Origin of the sequence: Mucilaginibacter roseus, assembly GCF_021215455.1 — a bacterium.
In the GTDB taxonomy this organism is placed as follows: domain Bacteria; phylum Bacteroidota; class Bacteroidia; order Sphingobacteriales; family Sphingobacteriaceae; genus Mucilaginibacter; species Mucilaginibacter roseus.
This window is the reverse complement of sequence record NZ_JAJPWV010000001.1, coordinates 477,767-492,164: the sequence shown is the minus strand read 5'-3', so window position 1 is coordinate 492,164 and position 14,398 is coordinate 477,767. Positions and strand designations below refer to the sequence as shown.

The window sequence follows — 14,398 nt, the reverse complement described above, 5'->3', positions numbered from 1 at the left end:
CATTTGCGCCCTGAAAATCCAATAAAAATATTATATGAAATTATCTCAGTTTAAATTCGATTTACCTGAATCATTAGTTGCCCACACGCCGTCGGATAAGCGCGACGAATCGCGTTTGATGGTACTGCATCGTGAAACCGGTAAAATTGAACACAAGATATTCAAGGATGTATTGGATTATTTTGATGATCAGGATGTAATGATCCTGAACAATACCAAGGTGTTCCCTGCCCGTTTATATGGCAACAAGGAAAAAACCGGTGCAACCATCGAGGTTTTCCTGCTGCGCGAACTGAATAAAGAGCTTCGTTTGTGGGACGTGCTGGTTGATCCGGCTCGTAAGATTCGTGTTGGTAACAAACTTTATTTTGGTGATGATGACCTGCTGATAGCCGAGGTTGTGGATAACACTACCTCACGCGGCCGTACCATCCGCTTTTTGTTTGACGGTACTGACGAAGAGTTTCGCCGTAACGTTGAGATTTTGGGCGAAACCCCGCTGCCAAAATACATTAAACGTAAAGCTACTGCCGAAGATAAAGAGCGTTACCAAACTATTTTCGCCAAGCACGAAGGTGCGGTTGCCGCCCCTACCGCGGGTTTACACTTTAGCCGTGAGCTGATGAAACGCCTGGAACTTAAAGGCGTTGAATTTGCTGAGGTTACCCTGCACGTAGGCTTAGGCACATTCCGTACTGTTGAGGTTGAGGATTTAACCAAACACAAGATGGATTCAGAGCAGTTTATAATCGAGCAAAAACAAGCTGATATTGTAAACAGGGCTATTGAGCGCAAAAAACGTGTTTGTGCTGTAGGTACAACCAGTATGCGTACTATTGAATCATCAGTTTCGGCAAATAAAACTTTAAAAGCCGCTAACGACTGGACAAGCAAGTTCATTTTCCCACCGTACGATTTCAGTATAGCTAATTCTATGATCACCAATTTCCATACCCCGGAATCAACACTGTTGATGATGATATGTGCGTTTGGCGGTTACGAGCACGTGATGAATGCTTATGAAATAGCGGTTAAAGAGAAATACCGTTTTTACAGCTACGGCGATGCGATGCTAATTATCTAACATCCTTTGATATCATAAAAAAGAGAGACGCTATGCATCTCTCTTTTTTTGTTTACACATATTTGTACAGCTTAGCTAATTATCAGCATGTCATCAAAAAACTACGTAATTATAGTTGCCGGCGGATCGGGCACGCGTATGCGCTCCGCGCTGCCCAAACAATTTTTACCACTTAATGGCAGGCCGCTCATTTTTTACACGCTCGAAGCATTTGCCGGTTGTAACTCCAAACCAAACATTATAGTGGTTATGCACCCGGACTATCATGAATACTGGCAGCAAACGTGCAGCGATTATGGATTTACTACGCCACATACTTTAGTAGCAGGCGGCAGCACACGCTTCCACTCTGTAAAAAACGGCTTTGAAACCATAATTGATAAGGATGCCGTAATTGCGGTTCATGACGCGGTACGACCGCTCACAGCAACCGAAGTGATTGACCGGGCCTATCAACATGCAAATTTGCACGGCAACGCTGTAGTGGCTGTAAAAAGCCGGGATTCGGTGCGAAGGGTTATTGAGGGTATATCATCAGCATTAAGGCGCGAAGAGATATACCTGGTGCAAACACCGCAAACTTTTATTTACAGCCAGCTGGAAGCCGCTTACATGCAACCTTACAATGAAAGCTTCACAGACGATGCCAGCGTAGTAGAAGCGGCGGGTTACCCTATCAACCTAATAGAGGGCAACGATACCAACATCAAGATCACTTTTCCTGACGATATCGCGATAGCAGAATTGCTTTTAAGCAAAAAGCCATCCCCGTTATAAGGATGGCTTTTTTTTATGTGTCTTAATTCTTCAGCGTTTACGCTCGTCTGATAATGCCCAGTAATAGCGCGATAACGGCTATAACTAAAAGTACGTGGATCAGGCTGCCAGCGTGGTTGAAAAAGAATCCGAATATCCAGCCGATAACCAGTATGACTGCGATAATGTACAATAAACCTCTCATGTTAGTAAGTTTTAGTTGATAAATGTTTATTATGTTATATTCTATCAAACTAAAATCATTCCAAAAAGTGTTATTTTTTTCAAAATAACTTTAAGCCGGAGATTGACTGTAGCTTAGCGCTGCTTAGTATTCGTCCTCGTTGAAAAAGAAATCGTCCTTTGTAGGGTAATCAGGCCATATTTCTTCTATATTTTCATACGGTTCGCCATCGTCTTCCAGAGCCTGCAAGTTCTCTATAACTTCAACCGGAGCACCCGAGCGTATAGCGTAATCAATTAATTCATCCTTGGTTGCCGGCCATGGTGCATCTTCCAGATGCGAAGCAAGTTCAAGTGTCCAATACATATCTATATAGGTTTTTAATGTTTGTTAACAATTTTGCAAAAGTATAGTATTTTAAAAGTGAAAATCAAATATTTTTTTTTCACAATTTCTCCCGTCTGGGTAACCACTGATTTTCAGGCACTCCGGCATCAAAACCAATAGCCCGCGCCAGCGTGAAAAGGTAGTCGCTTAAACGGTTAAGGTACATCACTACCTTCTCATCCACCGTACTTTCGTCAGCTAAATGCACCACCACCCTTTCGGCACGGCGGCAAACACAGCGCGCCACATGGCAGTACGATATGGCATTACTACCACCGGGCAATATGAAATGTTTTAACGGCGGCAATTTTTCGTTCATCACGTCAATCTCCGATTCAAGCAGCTCTATGTCTGTTTCGTAAATATCGGGCAATACCATTTTTGACTTTTCAGGATCAGCCGCCAGCGCCGCTCCAACCGTAAACAACCTGTCCTGCACGTGTTTCAGCACGTCGCTGTAATGCAAATCAATCGGCTGATCGCGAATAAGGCCAATGTAGGAATTAAGCTCATCAACAGTGCCGTAGCTCTCAATGCGGAGGTGGTGTTTAGGCACACGGGTACCCCCTATTAATGAGGTGTAGCCTTTATCGCCGGTTTTTGTATAAATTTTCATATCAGTAGCGCAATTAAACAATTTGCTTGCTGTTATTATTATGAATGTGAATAATTTGGCAAATATTTACATTTGGTTTTGCAGATGCACCCAAAACATCATGAAATACAATAAGCCATTCAGCCTGATCGTAATGCTTCCGCTATTGTTTATCGCGCTTAGTTTTAGCTGCGGTAATAGTCCGGCTAAACCCGGCAATGCCGAAAAAAAAGCGGCACCCGCCGCTATAATATCTGAGCAGCAATTTAACGTGCTGTTTCCTAACCGCGATAGATTTTATACTTACCAGGCCTTTGTACAAGCGGTTAATGATATGGCGTCTATCAAAATCAAGATCACCAAACGCGCTTACCAGGCACTGCAAATGGTACGTACTGATAAACGCACCGGCAAAAGCAGTGTAGTACGGCAGGATGAAGGTTTTAATGAGGACTGGGCAAAATCAAAGCCGGATAGTGTTTATTATATAGATTATGGCTTGTTCTGTAATGAGAAGGATGCCGCGTTGAACAAACGTGAACTCGCTGCATTTTTTGCGCACATAGCCCATGAAACCCGGCATGGCATGAACGGCAAATATAACGACGGCCTGATGCTGAAAACAGAAGCCGACACTACTAACCCGTATGTGGTAGCTAATGATGAATACCCACCCGTAAAAGGTAAAAAATATTATGGCCGAGGGCCGCTTCAGTTAAGTTATAACGGCAATTACGGCTATGCCTCGCATTGCATATTCGGCAATAAGGAGACTTTGCTCAACAAACCTGAACTTATTGAACAAGACGCGGTTGTAGCTTTTAAAACGGCCATTTATTTCTGGATGACGCCGCAATCGCCCAAACCATCAGCACATGACGCTATAACCGGCAAATGGCAGCCAAACGCTACCGAAAAAGCCAAAGGGCGCGTGCCTGGCTTTGGCAGCACCATCAATATTGTTAACGGTGCTGTTGAATGCGGTAAAGGCGACGATATGTATAACATGCAAGACCGCATCGGCTTTTACCGCCACTTTTTGACTTTATTAGGCGCAGCGGATGATAACTGCGCTTGCTCATGCGGTAAAATGCAGGCGTATGCCTACTAAGCCTTTACTCCCGTATGGTAATTGTTTTTCGGCGGGACACATGCGCACTGAAATAGCCTAAAGCATCGTTATTAATATTGGTTGGCGGGTTGCCGGGAGTTACACCCCCACCCGGCCCGTTCTGGCTTTGGTCGGCAAGGGTTACCCAGTATTTGTATAACGGCCTGTCAATACTTTGCATTTCTACTTCAACCACGTCGCCATCGTTTATTTCCTCGTTATCATCATCGCTGCTGTAAAAAAGCTGATCTTTAACGTCGTTACCATTGGTGAGCCTGTCATCATTAGCGTAAACGCGGCGGGTTTGTGTACCATTTACCCACATAATAAAGCGGTATTGATTGGCATATTCAACCGGATCCTTATAATGCACGGCAACAACCTTACGGTCTTCACCACCAAAGGTTATTTCGGATACGCTCAGCGAATCCAGCTCAACCGGACGCGGCATAGTTGATTGCGCCGTATACTCCTTACCGTCAACCTTTACCAACATATTGTAGGTTACATTAGGCTGCCCTTTAAATGAGCTAATATAAACACCGGGTATACGTTCAACATAATTATGCTCAACTCCGCGGCTATCCGTAACTACCACCTGGGCGCCGGTTACCGGTGGGTAGGTATTATCTTCTGTATATGATACCGAGCGCGATAATTTGATGGTTTGCATATCGGCGTCATCAACCACCGTACCTTCAATAACCAGCTGACTGGCTGATTCTTTTATATCAACATCGATCACCTTCTCGCACGAGGTTAGGCCGATGGTCGCTAACAGTATTGTTACTAATAGATATATATTTCTCGTTTTCATAAGTACTAAAAGCTAAAGTTCCAGGTTACCGATGGGATGATACCGAAAAGCGCTATCTGCACGGCTTCGGTACGGTTAGGGTCGTCCTTTTTATCGCGGAACTGGATGGCATAAGGGTTTTTGCGGTTAAGCGCGTTATACAAACTGAAAGACCAGCTCGAGCGGAAACGCTTATTATCTTTTGCCTTTAAAGTTGCGCTTAAATCCAAACGCTCGGTATGCGGCATACGGTTGGCATTGCGCTGGGTATAGTAATAGGTTGTTAATCCACCTACATTATATTTTCCTGCCGGATAAGTTACCGCGTTACCCGTACTGTAAATATAATTTGCCGATACCGACCAGCGTTTGCTCAGGTTGTAGATACCTACCAGTGCCAGATCATGCGTGCGATCCTGTCTTGCCGGGAAGTAGTTGCCGCTGTTCAATGCATCAAACTTACGTTCGGTTTTTGATAGGGTATAGCTGATCCAACCGGTTAAGCGCCCCTTTGTTTTCTTGGTATATAATTCTAAGCCATAGGCGCGACCACTGCCGTATAACAACTCTGACTCTACATTAGCATTGGCAATTAACTGCGCGCCGTTTTTATACTCGATCTGGTTTTGCAGCCACTTGTAATACGTTTCTACCGAAAACTCAAAAGTGTTATCCTTCGCGTTTTTAAAATAGCCGACAGCTACCTGGTCGGCAATTTCGGGTTTAATATTATTGCTGCTCATCACATACTGATCGGTTGGCGAACTGGTGCTGGCGTTCGTCAAAATGTGAATGTTCTGCGTATTGCGGTTATATGCGGCCTTTACCGAGTTTTCCTCGTTCAGGCTATAACTTAATGACATGCGCGGCTCCAGGTTAAAGTAAGTTTTCACAAATTCGCCGCTACCATATTTATAGGCTGATGATACATCGCCATCGGCATTATAGGTATTGAATGTACCCGGGCCCAATAGCGAAAAGCTGCTAAGCCTTACACCATATAATAAGTTGAATTTATCGGTCAGCTTCCAATCGTCAGATACATAGGCGGCCATTTCCAAACCGTAGCGGTTCTCGATAGAGAGCGGATTAAAGCTGGAGTTGCCGTTAGTTGTGATTTCCGACGGCGCTATGCGGTGATGCGTACCCTGAAAACCAAAACGTATGGTATGCTTATCGCTAAAATATTGCAGGTCTTCTTTCAGGTTAAAATCGCGTATCAGCGAGGTAACGTTGGCATTGTTATCATCATCCAGCAGGCTGATGCTGTAATTATATTTATTGAAGATGAAGCTGGTATTGGAGAATAAACGGCTGTTAAACACATGGTTTAAGCGTATAGTTGCCGTTGTATTACCCCATTGATTGGCAAACAGATCCTTTATACCGATGTTATCACGCCCGAAATAGCCCGAAACGTAGAGCGTATTCTTATCATCAAATTTATAATTTGCTTTGGCATTGATGTCGTAAAAATTTAGCGTATTGCCTTTAACTGATGAATCGGGCGAAGCCTGCAGCAACAGATCGATATAAGTACGCCTCGCGCTGATCATGAATGATCCACGATCTTTTACTATAGGCCCCTCGGCTTTTATGCGGGAAGCGATAAGGCCTATGCCGCCCTGAATACCAAACTCTTTATTATTACCATCCTGCATTACCACGTCTAAAACAGATGATAAACGCCCGCCATATTGCGAGGGCATACCGCCTTTGTATAAACTTACGTCCTTAATGGCATCAGCATTAAAGGTGCTGAAAAAGCCCAGTAAGTGTGATGAGTTGTACACCGTAGCTTCATCGAGCAAGATCAAATTTTGATCTGCAGCGCCACCACGAACAAAGAAACCTGTAGTTCCCTCCCCGCCTGATTTTACGCCGGGTAGCAGTTGAATAGTTTTCAGCACGTCCTTCTCGCCAAATATCACCGGGATATTGTCAAGGTCTTTCATGTTCAGCTTATCCAAGCCCATTTGCGGGCTGCGCACGTTCTCGTTCTTACGATCCGTAGCGCTGATTACAACCTCCGCAAGCTCGGAGCCGCTTTGCAGATCAACGTTAAGTTTTGTATCGGCAGTAAGATTAATGGTTTTGGTTACCTGCTGATAACCGGTATAGGTGATAGTAAAGGTATACTCGCCGGCAGTATTGGTTAGCGAGTAAAAGCCGTATGCATTGGTTGCCGCGGCAGATTGTGCGGAAGCGTTTTGAATACGAACTGTAGCCCCGATCAGTGTTTCGCCGGTACGAGAATCGCGTACGGTGCCGCTAACAGTAAAGCGCTTTTGCGCCGATACGGGCAACGAGTACAGCAGGCAAATTAAAATTGTGAGGTAGTAAATGTGTCGTTTTTGCATGAACGGCAGTAAGGTAAAGTTGATGTTTGTTGTCGTTATAAACGCAAGAATGCGCACTTTTTGATAAAGAAGTCAACTTTTTGTTACAAAAACTTTACTAATTAACATATTGTAGCATCAAATTAACCTGAACTACACCATACAGCAACGGAAGCACCTGGTGAAGCGGCGTGCCTTTAACACGGATAGAAATATACTTTTCTCTGTAACCAGCTTTAAAAACATGTGGTCAAATTGCATAATGAAAAAAACATACCTTTTAGCCTTAACGGTATTTTTGCCTTTAATAATAAATGCGCAACAGTTCAGTAACACGCTGGTATATACTGCCGACATTGATCATTTTTGGCAAGCCTACGATAGCGTAGCCAAAACAATAGATACCTCAAAGCACCGCGAGATTATACAAAAACTGTATGTAAATAAAGGCACTCCAGGGCTGCATGCATTTATGAGGGCACGTAATTATGATGCGGATTTGTGGGCGCAACTCATCAGGAAATATCCGAAATTTTGGCAAAGCATCAGGCCTAACACGTTACGGGTTAAAAAGGAGGTTGCGGTTATAAATAAAAGTATAACCGACTTTAAACAGCTTTATCCCGATATGCGTACAGCCAAAATGTACTTCACAATAGGAGGTTTACGATCGGGCGGTACCACTACAGGTGATATGGTACTTGTAGGATCTGAAATTGCTTCAGCAGATCAATATACTGATGCTTCGGAACTAAGCGATTGGCTAAAAAACGTATTTGCCAATCAAAAAAGCAATAACCTCGTTGCCCTCAATATACACGAGTATGTGCATACGCAGCAAAATCCCGAAGGGGGATTGCTGTTGCTTGCTCAAAGTATAAAAGAAGGGTCGGCAGATTTTATCGCGGAGTTGGTTACCAACCAGAAAAACAACAATGCCTACATGCTTTATGGCCGTACACATGAGCTAGAGCTAAAAAGCAAGTTTAAAATTGAGATGTTTACCAACTCCATGAGCAACTGGTTATACAATGGCTCCGGCAGTGCTCATCCTGATCTAGGATATTTTATGGGTTACCGAATTTGCCGGTCTTACTATCAACACCAGGTAAATAAACGGCAGGCAATTAAAACCATGATTGAACTGAATTGGGCAGACGAAAAGCAGATCACCAGCTTTCTGGATCAATCAAAATACTATCCAAGCCCCGTTAACAAACAAGCGTTGATTGACACTTTTGAAAAGATGCGACCTTTTGTTACCGGCCTGTCTCCCGCTATTAATGGCGTTAATGATGTTTCATCTTCCCTCAGCGAATTAACCATAAATTTTTCAGAACCGATGGCTGAAGGTTATTCTATTAGCTTTGGCGAGGGCGGCAAAGAACATTTTCCACTTTCCGACGTCACCGGTTTTTCGGCGGACCGTAAATCATTCAAACTTAAAATGGCGCTGCAACCTGGAAAAACTTATGAGTTTATCGTTACCGACAGATCATTCAAGTCGCAGACCGGTTATCCGCTTAAAAACTACACTGTAAGTTTTGCAGTTAAGTAAGGTAAGTCAATTACTGATTCTATTCGACAGGCTGCCAAAGTTCAATCTTGTTTCCTTCCGGATCATATATCCAGGCGAATTTACCGTATTCATCGTCCTGCTTCTTTTCGTCAATACGTACGCCTTTTTCTGCAAGCTGCGCCAGCAAAGCATCCAGATCAGTAACCCTGAAGTTGATCATGAATTGCTGTGCCGGGCTGCCGAAATAGGTGGTATCCTGCTTAAAGGGCATAAATACGGTTTGGCCTGCTTGCTGCTGCCATACTTCGCCACTTTGCAGCGAGTTGATTCCCAGATTTTCATCGTACCATTTACTTAATGCATTTGCATCCTTCGCCCTGAAGAAAAAACCGCCAAAGCCGGTAACTAATTTTTCCATGATAAATTTATTTCGATAAAGCTATCGGTTTATCCCATGGTAAACAAGGGGTAAAATGCACAAATTCAGTAGCTAAACCGGACATTACCAATTTACTTTTTAAACCAAACTTCTTCAGGTGCGGCAACAAAACTATTCATTGCCTGCATCAGCCCACTTATATTATCTGATGAAAGTATCATGGTACGGTTAGCCGGCTTTAAAAACTTTTGTTCTACCATCAGGTCGAGCTGTTTTAAAAGCAAATCATAAAAACCATTCAAATTCAATACTCCTACCGGGCTTTTATGTAAACCAAGCTGTAACCAGGTTAACGCTTCAAACAATTCATCAAGGGTACCGAGTCCGCCCGGTAAGGCTATAATACCGTCGCTCAGTTTAACCATTAATTGTTTACGCTCGTGCATGGTTTGTACTACGTGCAGCTCGGTAAGGCCGCTATGCGCTACCTCTTTGTCTGCTAAAAACTGGGGTATAACACCTATGGCTTTACCGCCTTTTGCAAGCACGGCATCGGCAATCAAACCCATCACCCCTACCCGGCCACCACCAAAAACCAGCGTTATATTATTATCTGCAAAATATTGGGCAAGCGCTTCAATACTATTTAACAGGTCGGTATCACCATTACAGTTGGCTCCGCAATACACACAAACAGCTTTCATTGTATCAAATTTTGTCGCGAAGATAAATAATTAACAACCTTACCCGATTAAATACATTGTTGCTTTACGGCGTTACAGTTTTTTGTACTTTTGCGGATGCCAAAAATTTCGCAAAAAGGGCTGCGTATGCCCGCCTCGCCTATTCGTAAATTAACCCCCTTTGCCGATAAGGCAAAGCAGGATGGTAAGAAAGTATATCACCTCAACATCGGTCAGCCCGATATTGAAACTCCTGCCGGTATGCTTGATGCCGTTAAAAATATCGATTTTAACATTTGGGCTTACACAGCGTCAGAAGGTACATTAAGCTACCGGAAAAAGCTGGCCGAATACTACAATAAACTGGGTTACGGTATCGATACACAAGATATTATTATAACCACCGGCGGATCTGAAGCTATTACCATTGCCATGATGACCTGCTTGGACGCTGGTGATGAAGTAATCATCCCGGAACCTTTTTACGCCAACTATAATGGCTTCGCCAGCCAGGGCGATGTGGTGGTGAAACCCATCCTATCGTACATTGAAAATGACTTTGCCCTGCCGCCGATCAGCGAATTTGAGAAACTGATAACCGACAAGACCAAAGCTATTATTATCTGCAATCCTAATAATCCTACCGGTTACCTATACACCCGCGAAGAGTTGGAAGCGTTAAAAACGCTTTGCTTAAAGTATGACCTGTACTTGCTGTGCGATGAGGCTTACCGTGAGTTTTGCTATGACGGACGTGAATTTATTTCGCCGATGCACTTGGAAGGGTTAGAGAACAATGTGATCGTGCTGGATACCGTGAGTAAGCGTTACAGCGCCTGCGGCGCGCGCTTAGGCTGCATCATCACCAAAAACAAAGAAGTTTGGACAACCGCCTTAAAGTTTGCCCAGGCTCGTTTAAGCCCAGGAATGGTGGAACAAATTGCCGGCGAAGCCGCGGTTGATACACCGGAAAGCTATTTCGAGATGGTAAACGCGGAATACAAATCGCGCCGCGACACATTGGTAAATGCCCTGAATAATATGGAAGGTGTATTTTGCCCTACCCCTGGCGGCGCATTTTACATTGTTGCGCGCCTGCCGATAGATAATGCCGACAAGTTTTGTCAATGGCTGCTGGAGAGCTTTGAATACAACAACCAAACCGTGATGCTGGCCCCGGCTACCGGCTTTTACAGCACCCCCGGCAGCGGCTTAAACGAAGTTCGCCTGGCTTACGTACTAAACAACGACGACCTAAAGACAGCAATGGTTTGTTTAGAGGAAGCATTGAAGGTTTATCCGGGCAGGACGAATTAAGACGGTTGGCAGTTGGCAGTTTGCAGCTAAGCACCGAAACAATATCTGCAAACTGGGTACTGCCAACTGCAAACTTTAATAAACAGCGGCACATAAATTGTGTATATTTGCAGGATATTGCTGCATTTTGCAAAGGTAACTTCAATAAAAATGGGGTCGACCGGAATTGACAGGATGGAGATAAGTAGGTAAGCATGCAGCGCGTTGGGTGAATTAGCGCTTTAATCTGAACGCTCAAACTTACAAATGGCGAAAATAACTACGCCTTAGCTGCCTAATTTAGAATTAGCATAGCTTTTGTCCCGTCGGTTTTCTGTTCTGTTGAACCGGCAATAGGGGCATCGAAAAACGGAACTGGCCAGCTTAGGGTGCGATAAGCAGGCGAGATAAAGCATCTACGGAAGACGGTACAGGTAAGCAACTGACCTTCCCCTTCCCGACAATTTAACAGAAGCTAAGCATGTAGAAAGCTTACCTTATACCATGTTTGGACGAGGGTTCGAATCCCTCCGGCTCCACGAAAACAGGTCAGAATGAGTACAAAACGCTATAGATCGATGATCTATAGCGTTTTTTTTTGTTTTTCAGTCTAAAAGAGTCCATATAAATGCATGTTTCCGGAGACCTATTCGAGACCTGTTAGCACTTTTGTAACTTAGGTCTCGCAAAACTCCACAACGAATTAACAATCAGCGATTTGCAAAAATCGGTGCTATGGTTTTAACGTGATTTTTATATATGATTTTTAACTAGTTGAGAGACCTATTATGACTAAAACTTTTGCCCTCTCGTTTCAACTGAAACGAACCAAGCTGCAATCCGGTGGGAATGCGCCAATTTACCTTAGAATTACTGTTGAAAGCAGCCGCGTAGAAGTTGCGACCAAGCGCAATGTCAACCCTGCAATCTGGAACGTCGATGCACAAAAAGCGATAGGTAATTCTGACGAGGCACGCTCCGTGAACAAGCATTTGAAAACGCTGGAACAAAATGCTTTTGAGATATACAGGGAAATGATGGAAAGGAAGATTCCAATAACGGCACAATCATTTAAAGACCGTTTAAATGGAGTTGATGATACAGAACCCACTCGAACGTTGGTATCCATATTTAAGGAGCATAACGAAAAAATGGAAGCGCTGATCGGGAAAGAGTACGCTCCCGCCACTGCATTACGGTATCAAACAACATTAAAACATGTGGTCAGCTTTTTGAAGTGGAAGTATAAAACTGAAGACATAAATATTCTGGATCTCGATCATGAATTCGTAACCTCACTAGAGTTTTATTTTAGGACAGTAAGGAATTGCAACAACAATTCCGCCGTCAAATACATAAAGAACCTAAAGAAGATCGTACACATCTGCATGGCTAATAACTGGCTTGATAAAAATCCATTTGGGAAATATAAAACGAAAATTAAAGAGGTCATTAGAGATTTTTTATCGATAGAGGAATTAACGACGATACAAAACAAACGATTTGTAAGCGAGCGTCTCTCACAGGTCAGGGACATATTTCTTTTCAGTTGTTTTACCGGATTGGCTTATGCGGACGTTAATAAACTCAGACGGGTCGAGATCAACACAGGAATAGATAATAACAAGTGGATATTTACTACCCGCCAAAAAACTGATACCGCCTCTCGTATACCTCTCTTACCCGTAGCACTCGACATTCTGGCCAAATATGAAAATCACCCGGAATGTATCAACGGTGGCAAAATGTTGCCAGTGCCATCTAATCAAAAGATGAATGCCTATCTAAAAGAAATTGCCGATGTCTGTGGCATCCAAAAAGAATTGACCTTTCACATCGCACGTCACACGTTTGCAACTACTGTTACTTTGGCAAATGGTGTATCAATAGAAAGTGTTTCAAAAATGCTTGGTCATAAAAATATCCGGACGACTCAGCACTATGCTAAGATCTTGGATAGTCAGGTTAGTCGGGACATGGACTTGCTTCGACACAAGTTTAATTCAGCGAATAAGGTAATTTAAAATAAACGCAATCACATATATGGAGAATCAAGATAGATATATCACCTTTCTAAACAGGCTCAAAACAGATATTGTTAATGCCAGATTAAAAGCATCCCTGACGGTTAATGAACAGCTTCTTCAACTCTATTGGCAGATCGGCGATAATATAAATTATCAACGCAACAAAGAAGGTTGGGGTACCAAAATAATTGAGAGATTATCTTCTGATCTTAAAAAGACATTTCCTGACATGAAAGGAATATCGACACGTAATCTAAAGTACATGCAATCTTTTGCAGAAGCATATCCCATGTTTTCACAAAATACACTTGCACAACCAGGTAGTTCAGCAATTTTGCAAGTGCCACTTGCAAAATTGCCCTGGTACCATCACATTACCTTACTGGATAAGGTCAAGAACGCTGGTGAGCGACTTTTTTATATACATGAAGCTATCAAGAATGGTTGGAGCAGAAATATGATGGTCCACCAGATAGAAAGTGCCCTTTACACCCGTCAGGGTTTAGCAACAACTAATTTTGATGAAACTTTGGCGGCATCTCAAAGTGAACTGGCTCAGGAAATATTTAAAGATCCTTACAAATTCGATTTTATAGGTATGGCAGATGTCCATTTTGAAAAAGATCTTGAAAATGGCTTGGTTGACAATATGACCAAATTTTTATTAGAATTAGGTAATGGGTTTAGCTTTGTCGGTAGGCAATTTTTGTTGTCTATCGGTGGGGAAGATTTTTTTATTGACCTCCTCTTTTACCATCTTAAGCTCCGTTGTTTTGTCGTGGTTGAATTGAAAACCGGTAAATTCGTTCCAGAGTTCGCTGGTAAGCTCAATTTTTATTTAAACGTAGTTGATAGTGAATTGAAGCATGAATCTGACCAACCATCGATCGGCATATTGATTTGTAAGGAAAAAAATAAGATAGTTGCTGAATATGCGCTAAAGGGAATTGCTAAACCAATTGGAGTTTCTCAATACAATCTAACGAAGGCGATACCAAGCGAATTGCAGGGCAGCCTGCCAGCCATCGACGATATACTAGAAAACTTAAATTCAGAGTAATCTATATGCAGCTATTGAATTCCGAGACAATGTCTCGGAATTTCGTAAAATAGTAATTAAACTGTTAGTTGTTTTTCCGAGAGTAAACACGGCATGGTATCTCAAAAACGTTTAGGGATGGCAGGACGCACACCCAACGCTGTATATATCTTAATTTCAGTACTTTATAGTAACTATTCCAA

14 protein-coding genes and 1 other RNA gene are annotated in these 14,398 nt (G+C 42.9%); 8 read left to right on the top strand and 7 right to left on the bottom strand.

Going from position 1 to position 14,398, the window contains the following annotated elements; translation table 11 throughout:
• Positions 1–34: 34 nt before the first annotated feature.
• Positions 35–1,084, top strand: coding sequence for a tRNA preQ1(34) S-adenosylmethionine ribosyltransferase-isomerase QueA (gene queA / locus LT679_RS02140; RefSeq protein WP_232175267.1), 1,050 nt, complete (start codon positions 35–37; stop codon positions 1,082–1,084).
• Positions 1,085–1,171: 87 nt separating this feature from the next.
• Complete coding sequence (locus tag LT679_RS02135) at positions 1,172–1,861, top strand: 2-C-methyl-D-erythritol 4-phosphate cytidylyltransferase (RefSeq protein ID WP_232175266.1); 690 nt, start codon at positions 1,172–1,174, stop codon at positions 1,859–1,861.
• Positions 1,862–1,898: 37 nt separating this feature from the next.
• Here LT679_RS02135 and LT679_RS02130 read toward each other — a convergent pair whose 3' ends face one another.
• The 3 genes from LT679_RS02130 to LT679_RS02120 form a co-directional block, all read right to left on the bottom strand.
• Positions 1,899–2,045 (bottom strand): lmo0937 family membrane protein, encoded by a 147-nt coding sequence (locus tag LT679_RS02130; RefSeq protein WP_232175265.1) that lies wholly within the window; start codon positions 2,043–2,045, stop codon positions 1,899–1,901.
• 123 nt (positions 2,046–2,168) lie between these two features.
• A complete protein-coding gene (locus LT679_RS02125) occupies positions 2,169–2,390 on the bottom strand; it encodes a DUF2795 domain-containing protein (protein WP_002996718.1) in 222 nt (73 codons plus the stop codon).
• A 79-nt stretch (positions 2,391–2,469) separates the two neighbouring features.
• Positions 2,470–3,027: a cob(I)yrinic acid a,c-diamide adenosyltransferase gene (locus LT679_RS02120; RefSeq protein ID WP_232175264.1), complete on the bottom strand. Its 558-nt coding sequence runs from the start codon at positions 3,025–3,027 to the stop codon at positions 2,470–2,472.
• Positions 3,028–3,127: 100 nt separating this feature from the next.
• Between LT679_RS02120 and LT679_RS02115 the strand changes: the two genes are divergently transcribed.
• A complete protein-coding gene (locus LT679_RS02115) occupies positions 3,128–4,117 on the top strand; it encodes a chitinase (protein WP_232175263.1) in 990 nt (329 codons plus the stop codon).
• 4 nt (positions 4,118–4,121) lie between these two features.
• On the opposite strand, the gene LT679_RS02110 is transcribed toward LT679_RS02115, so the two are convergent.
• Both LT679_RS02110 and LT679_RS02105 read right to left on the bottom strand, forming a co-directional pair.
• Positions 4,122–4,934, bottom strand: a complete 813-nt coding sequence (locus LT679_RS02110) for a DUF4249 domain-containing protein (RefSeq protein ID WP_232175262.1) — start codon at positions 4,932–4,934, stop codon at positions 4,122–4,124.
• 5 nt (positions 4,935–4,939) lie between these two features.
• Positions 4,940–7,273 carry a TonB-dependent receptor gene (locus tag LT679_RS02105; protein WP_232175261.1) on the bottom strand — a complete coding sequence of 778 codons (2,334 nt, stop codon included), beginning with the start codon at positions 7,271–7,273 and terminating at the stop codon, positions 4,940–4,942.
• A 241-nt stretch (positions 7,274–7,514) separates the two neighbouring features.
• On the opposite strand from LT679_RS02105, the gene LT679_RS02100 reads away from it, so the two are divergent.
• A complete protein-coding gene (locus LT679_RS02100) occupies positions 7,515–8,810 on the top strand; it encodes an Ig-like domain-containing protein (RefSeq protein ID WP_232175260.1) in 1,296 nt (431 codons plus the stop codon).
• A 19-nt stretch (positions 8,811–8,829) separates the two neighbouring features.
• Here LT679_RS02100 and LT679_RS02095 read toward each other — a convergent pair whose 3' ends face one another.
• Both LT679_RS02095 and LT679_RS02090 read right to left on the bottom strand, forming a co-directional pair.
• Complete coding sequence (locus tag LT679_RS02095; RefSeq protein WP_232175259.1) at positions 8,830–9,189, bottom strand: VOC family protein; 360 nt, start codon at positions 9,187–9,189, stop codon at positions 8,830–8,832.
• A 92-nt stretch (positions 9,190–9,281) separates the two neighbouring features.
• Positions 9,282–9,854 carry an LOG family protein gene (locus tag LT679_RS02090; protein ID WP_232175258.1) on the bottom strand — a complete coding sequence of 191 codons (573 nt, stop codon included), beginning with the start codon at positions 9,852–9,854 and terminating at the stop codon, positions 9,282–9,284.
• Between the two features lie 96 nt (positions 9,855–9,950).
• Between LT679_RS02090 and LT679_RS02085 the strand changes: the two genes are divergently transcribed.
• The 4 genes from LT679_RS02085 (at position 9,951) to LT679_RS02070 (ending at position 14,216) form a co-directional block, all read left to right on the top strand.
• Positions 9,951–11,150 carry a pyridoxal phosphate-dependent aminotransferase gene (locus LT679_RS02085; protein WP_232175257.1) on the top strand — a complete coding sequence of 400 codons (1,200 nt, stop codon included), beginning with the start codon at positions 9,951–9,953 and terminating at the stop codon, positions 11,148–11,150.
• Between the two features lie 152 nt (positions 11,151–11,302).
• Positions 11,303–11,671: a transfer-messenger RNA gene (gene ssrA / locus LT679_RS02080) on the top strand.
• 246 nt (positions 11,672–11,917) lie between these two features.
• Positions 11,918–13,153 (top strand): site-specific integrase, encoded by a 1,236-nt coding sequence (locus tag LT679_RS02075; RefSeq protein ID WP_232175256.1) that lies wholly within the window; start codon positions 11,918–11,920, stop codon positions 13,151–13,153.
• Positions 13,154–13,172: 19 nt separating this feature from the next.
• Positions 13,173–14,216, top strand: coding sequence for a PDDEXK nuclease domain-containing protein (locus LT679_RS02070; RefSeq protein WP_232175255.1), 1,044 nt, complete (start codon positions 13,173–13,175; stop codon positions 14,214–14,216).
• Positions 14,217–14,398: the final 182 nt, after the last annotated feature.

Excerpts from the sequence above, each read along its gene's own strand:
- queA (WP_232175267.1), top strand. The coding sequence starts at position 35 with ATGAAATTATCTCAGTTTAAATTCGATTTACCTGAATCATTAGTTGCC.
- LT679_RS02135 (WP_232175266.1), top strand. The coding sequence starts at position 1,172 with ATGTCATCAAAAAACTACGTAATTATAGTTGCCGGCGGATCGGGCACG.
- LT679_RS02130 (WP_232175265.1), bottom strand. The coding sequence starts at position 2,045 with ATGAGAGGTTTATTGTACATTATCGCAGTCATACTGGTTATCGGCTGG.
- LT679_RS02125 (WP_002996718.1), bottom strand. The coding sequence starts at position 2,390 with ATGTATTGGACACTTGAACTTGCTTCGCATCTGGAAGATGCACCATGG.
- LT679_RS02120 (WP_232175264.1), bottom strand. The coding sequence starts at position 3,027 with ATGAAAATTTATACAAAAACCGGCGATAAAGGCTACACCTCATTAATA.
- LT679_RS02115 (WP_232175263.1), top strand. The coding sequence starts at position 3,128 with ATGAAATACAATAAGCCATTCAGCCTGATCGTAATGCTTCCGCTATTG.
- LT679_RS02110 (WP_232175262.1), bottom strand. The coding sequence starts at position 4,934 with ATGAAAACGAGAAATATATATCTATTAGTAACAATACTGTTAGCGACC.
- LT679_RS02105 (WP_232175261.1), bottom strand. The coding sequence starts at position 7,273 with ATGCAAAAACGACACATTTACTACCTCACAATTTTAATTTGCCTGCTG.
- LT679_RS02100 (WP_232175260.1), top strand. The coding sequence starts at position 7,515 with ATGAAAAAAACATACCTTTTAGCCTTAACGGTATTTTTGCCTTTAATA.
- LT679_RS02095 (WP_232175259.1), bottom strand. The coding sequence starts at position 9,189 with ATGGAAAAATTAGTTACCGGCTTTGGCGGTTTTTTCTTCAGGGCGAAG.
- LT679_RS02090 (WP_232175258.1), bottom strand. The coding sequence starts at position 9,854 with ATGAAAGCTGTTTGTGTGTATTGCGGAGCCAACTGTAATGGTGATACC.
- LT679_RS02085 (WP_232175257.1), top strand. The coding sequence starts at position 9,951 with ATGCCAAAAATTTCGCAAAAAGGGCTGCGTATGCCCGCCTCGCCTATT.
- LT679_RS02075 (WP_232175256.1), top strand. The coding sequence starts at position 11,918 with ATGACTAAAACTTTTGCCCTCTCGTTTCAACTGAAACGAACCAAGCTG.
- LT679_RS02070 (WP_232175255.1), top strand. The coding sequence starts at position 13,173 with ATGGAGAATCAAGATAGATATATCACCTTTCTAAACAGGCTCAAAACA.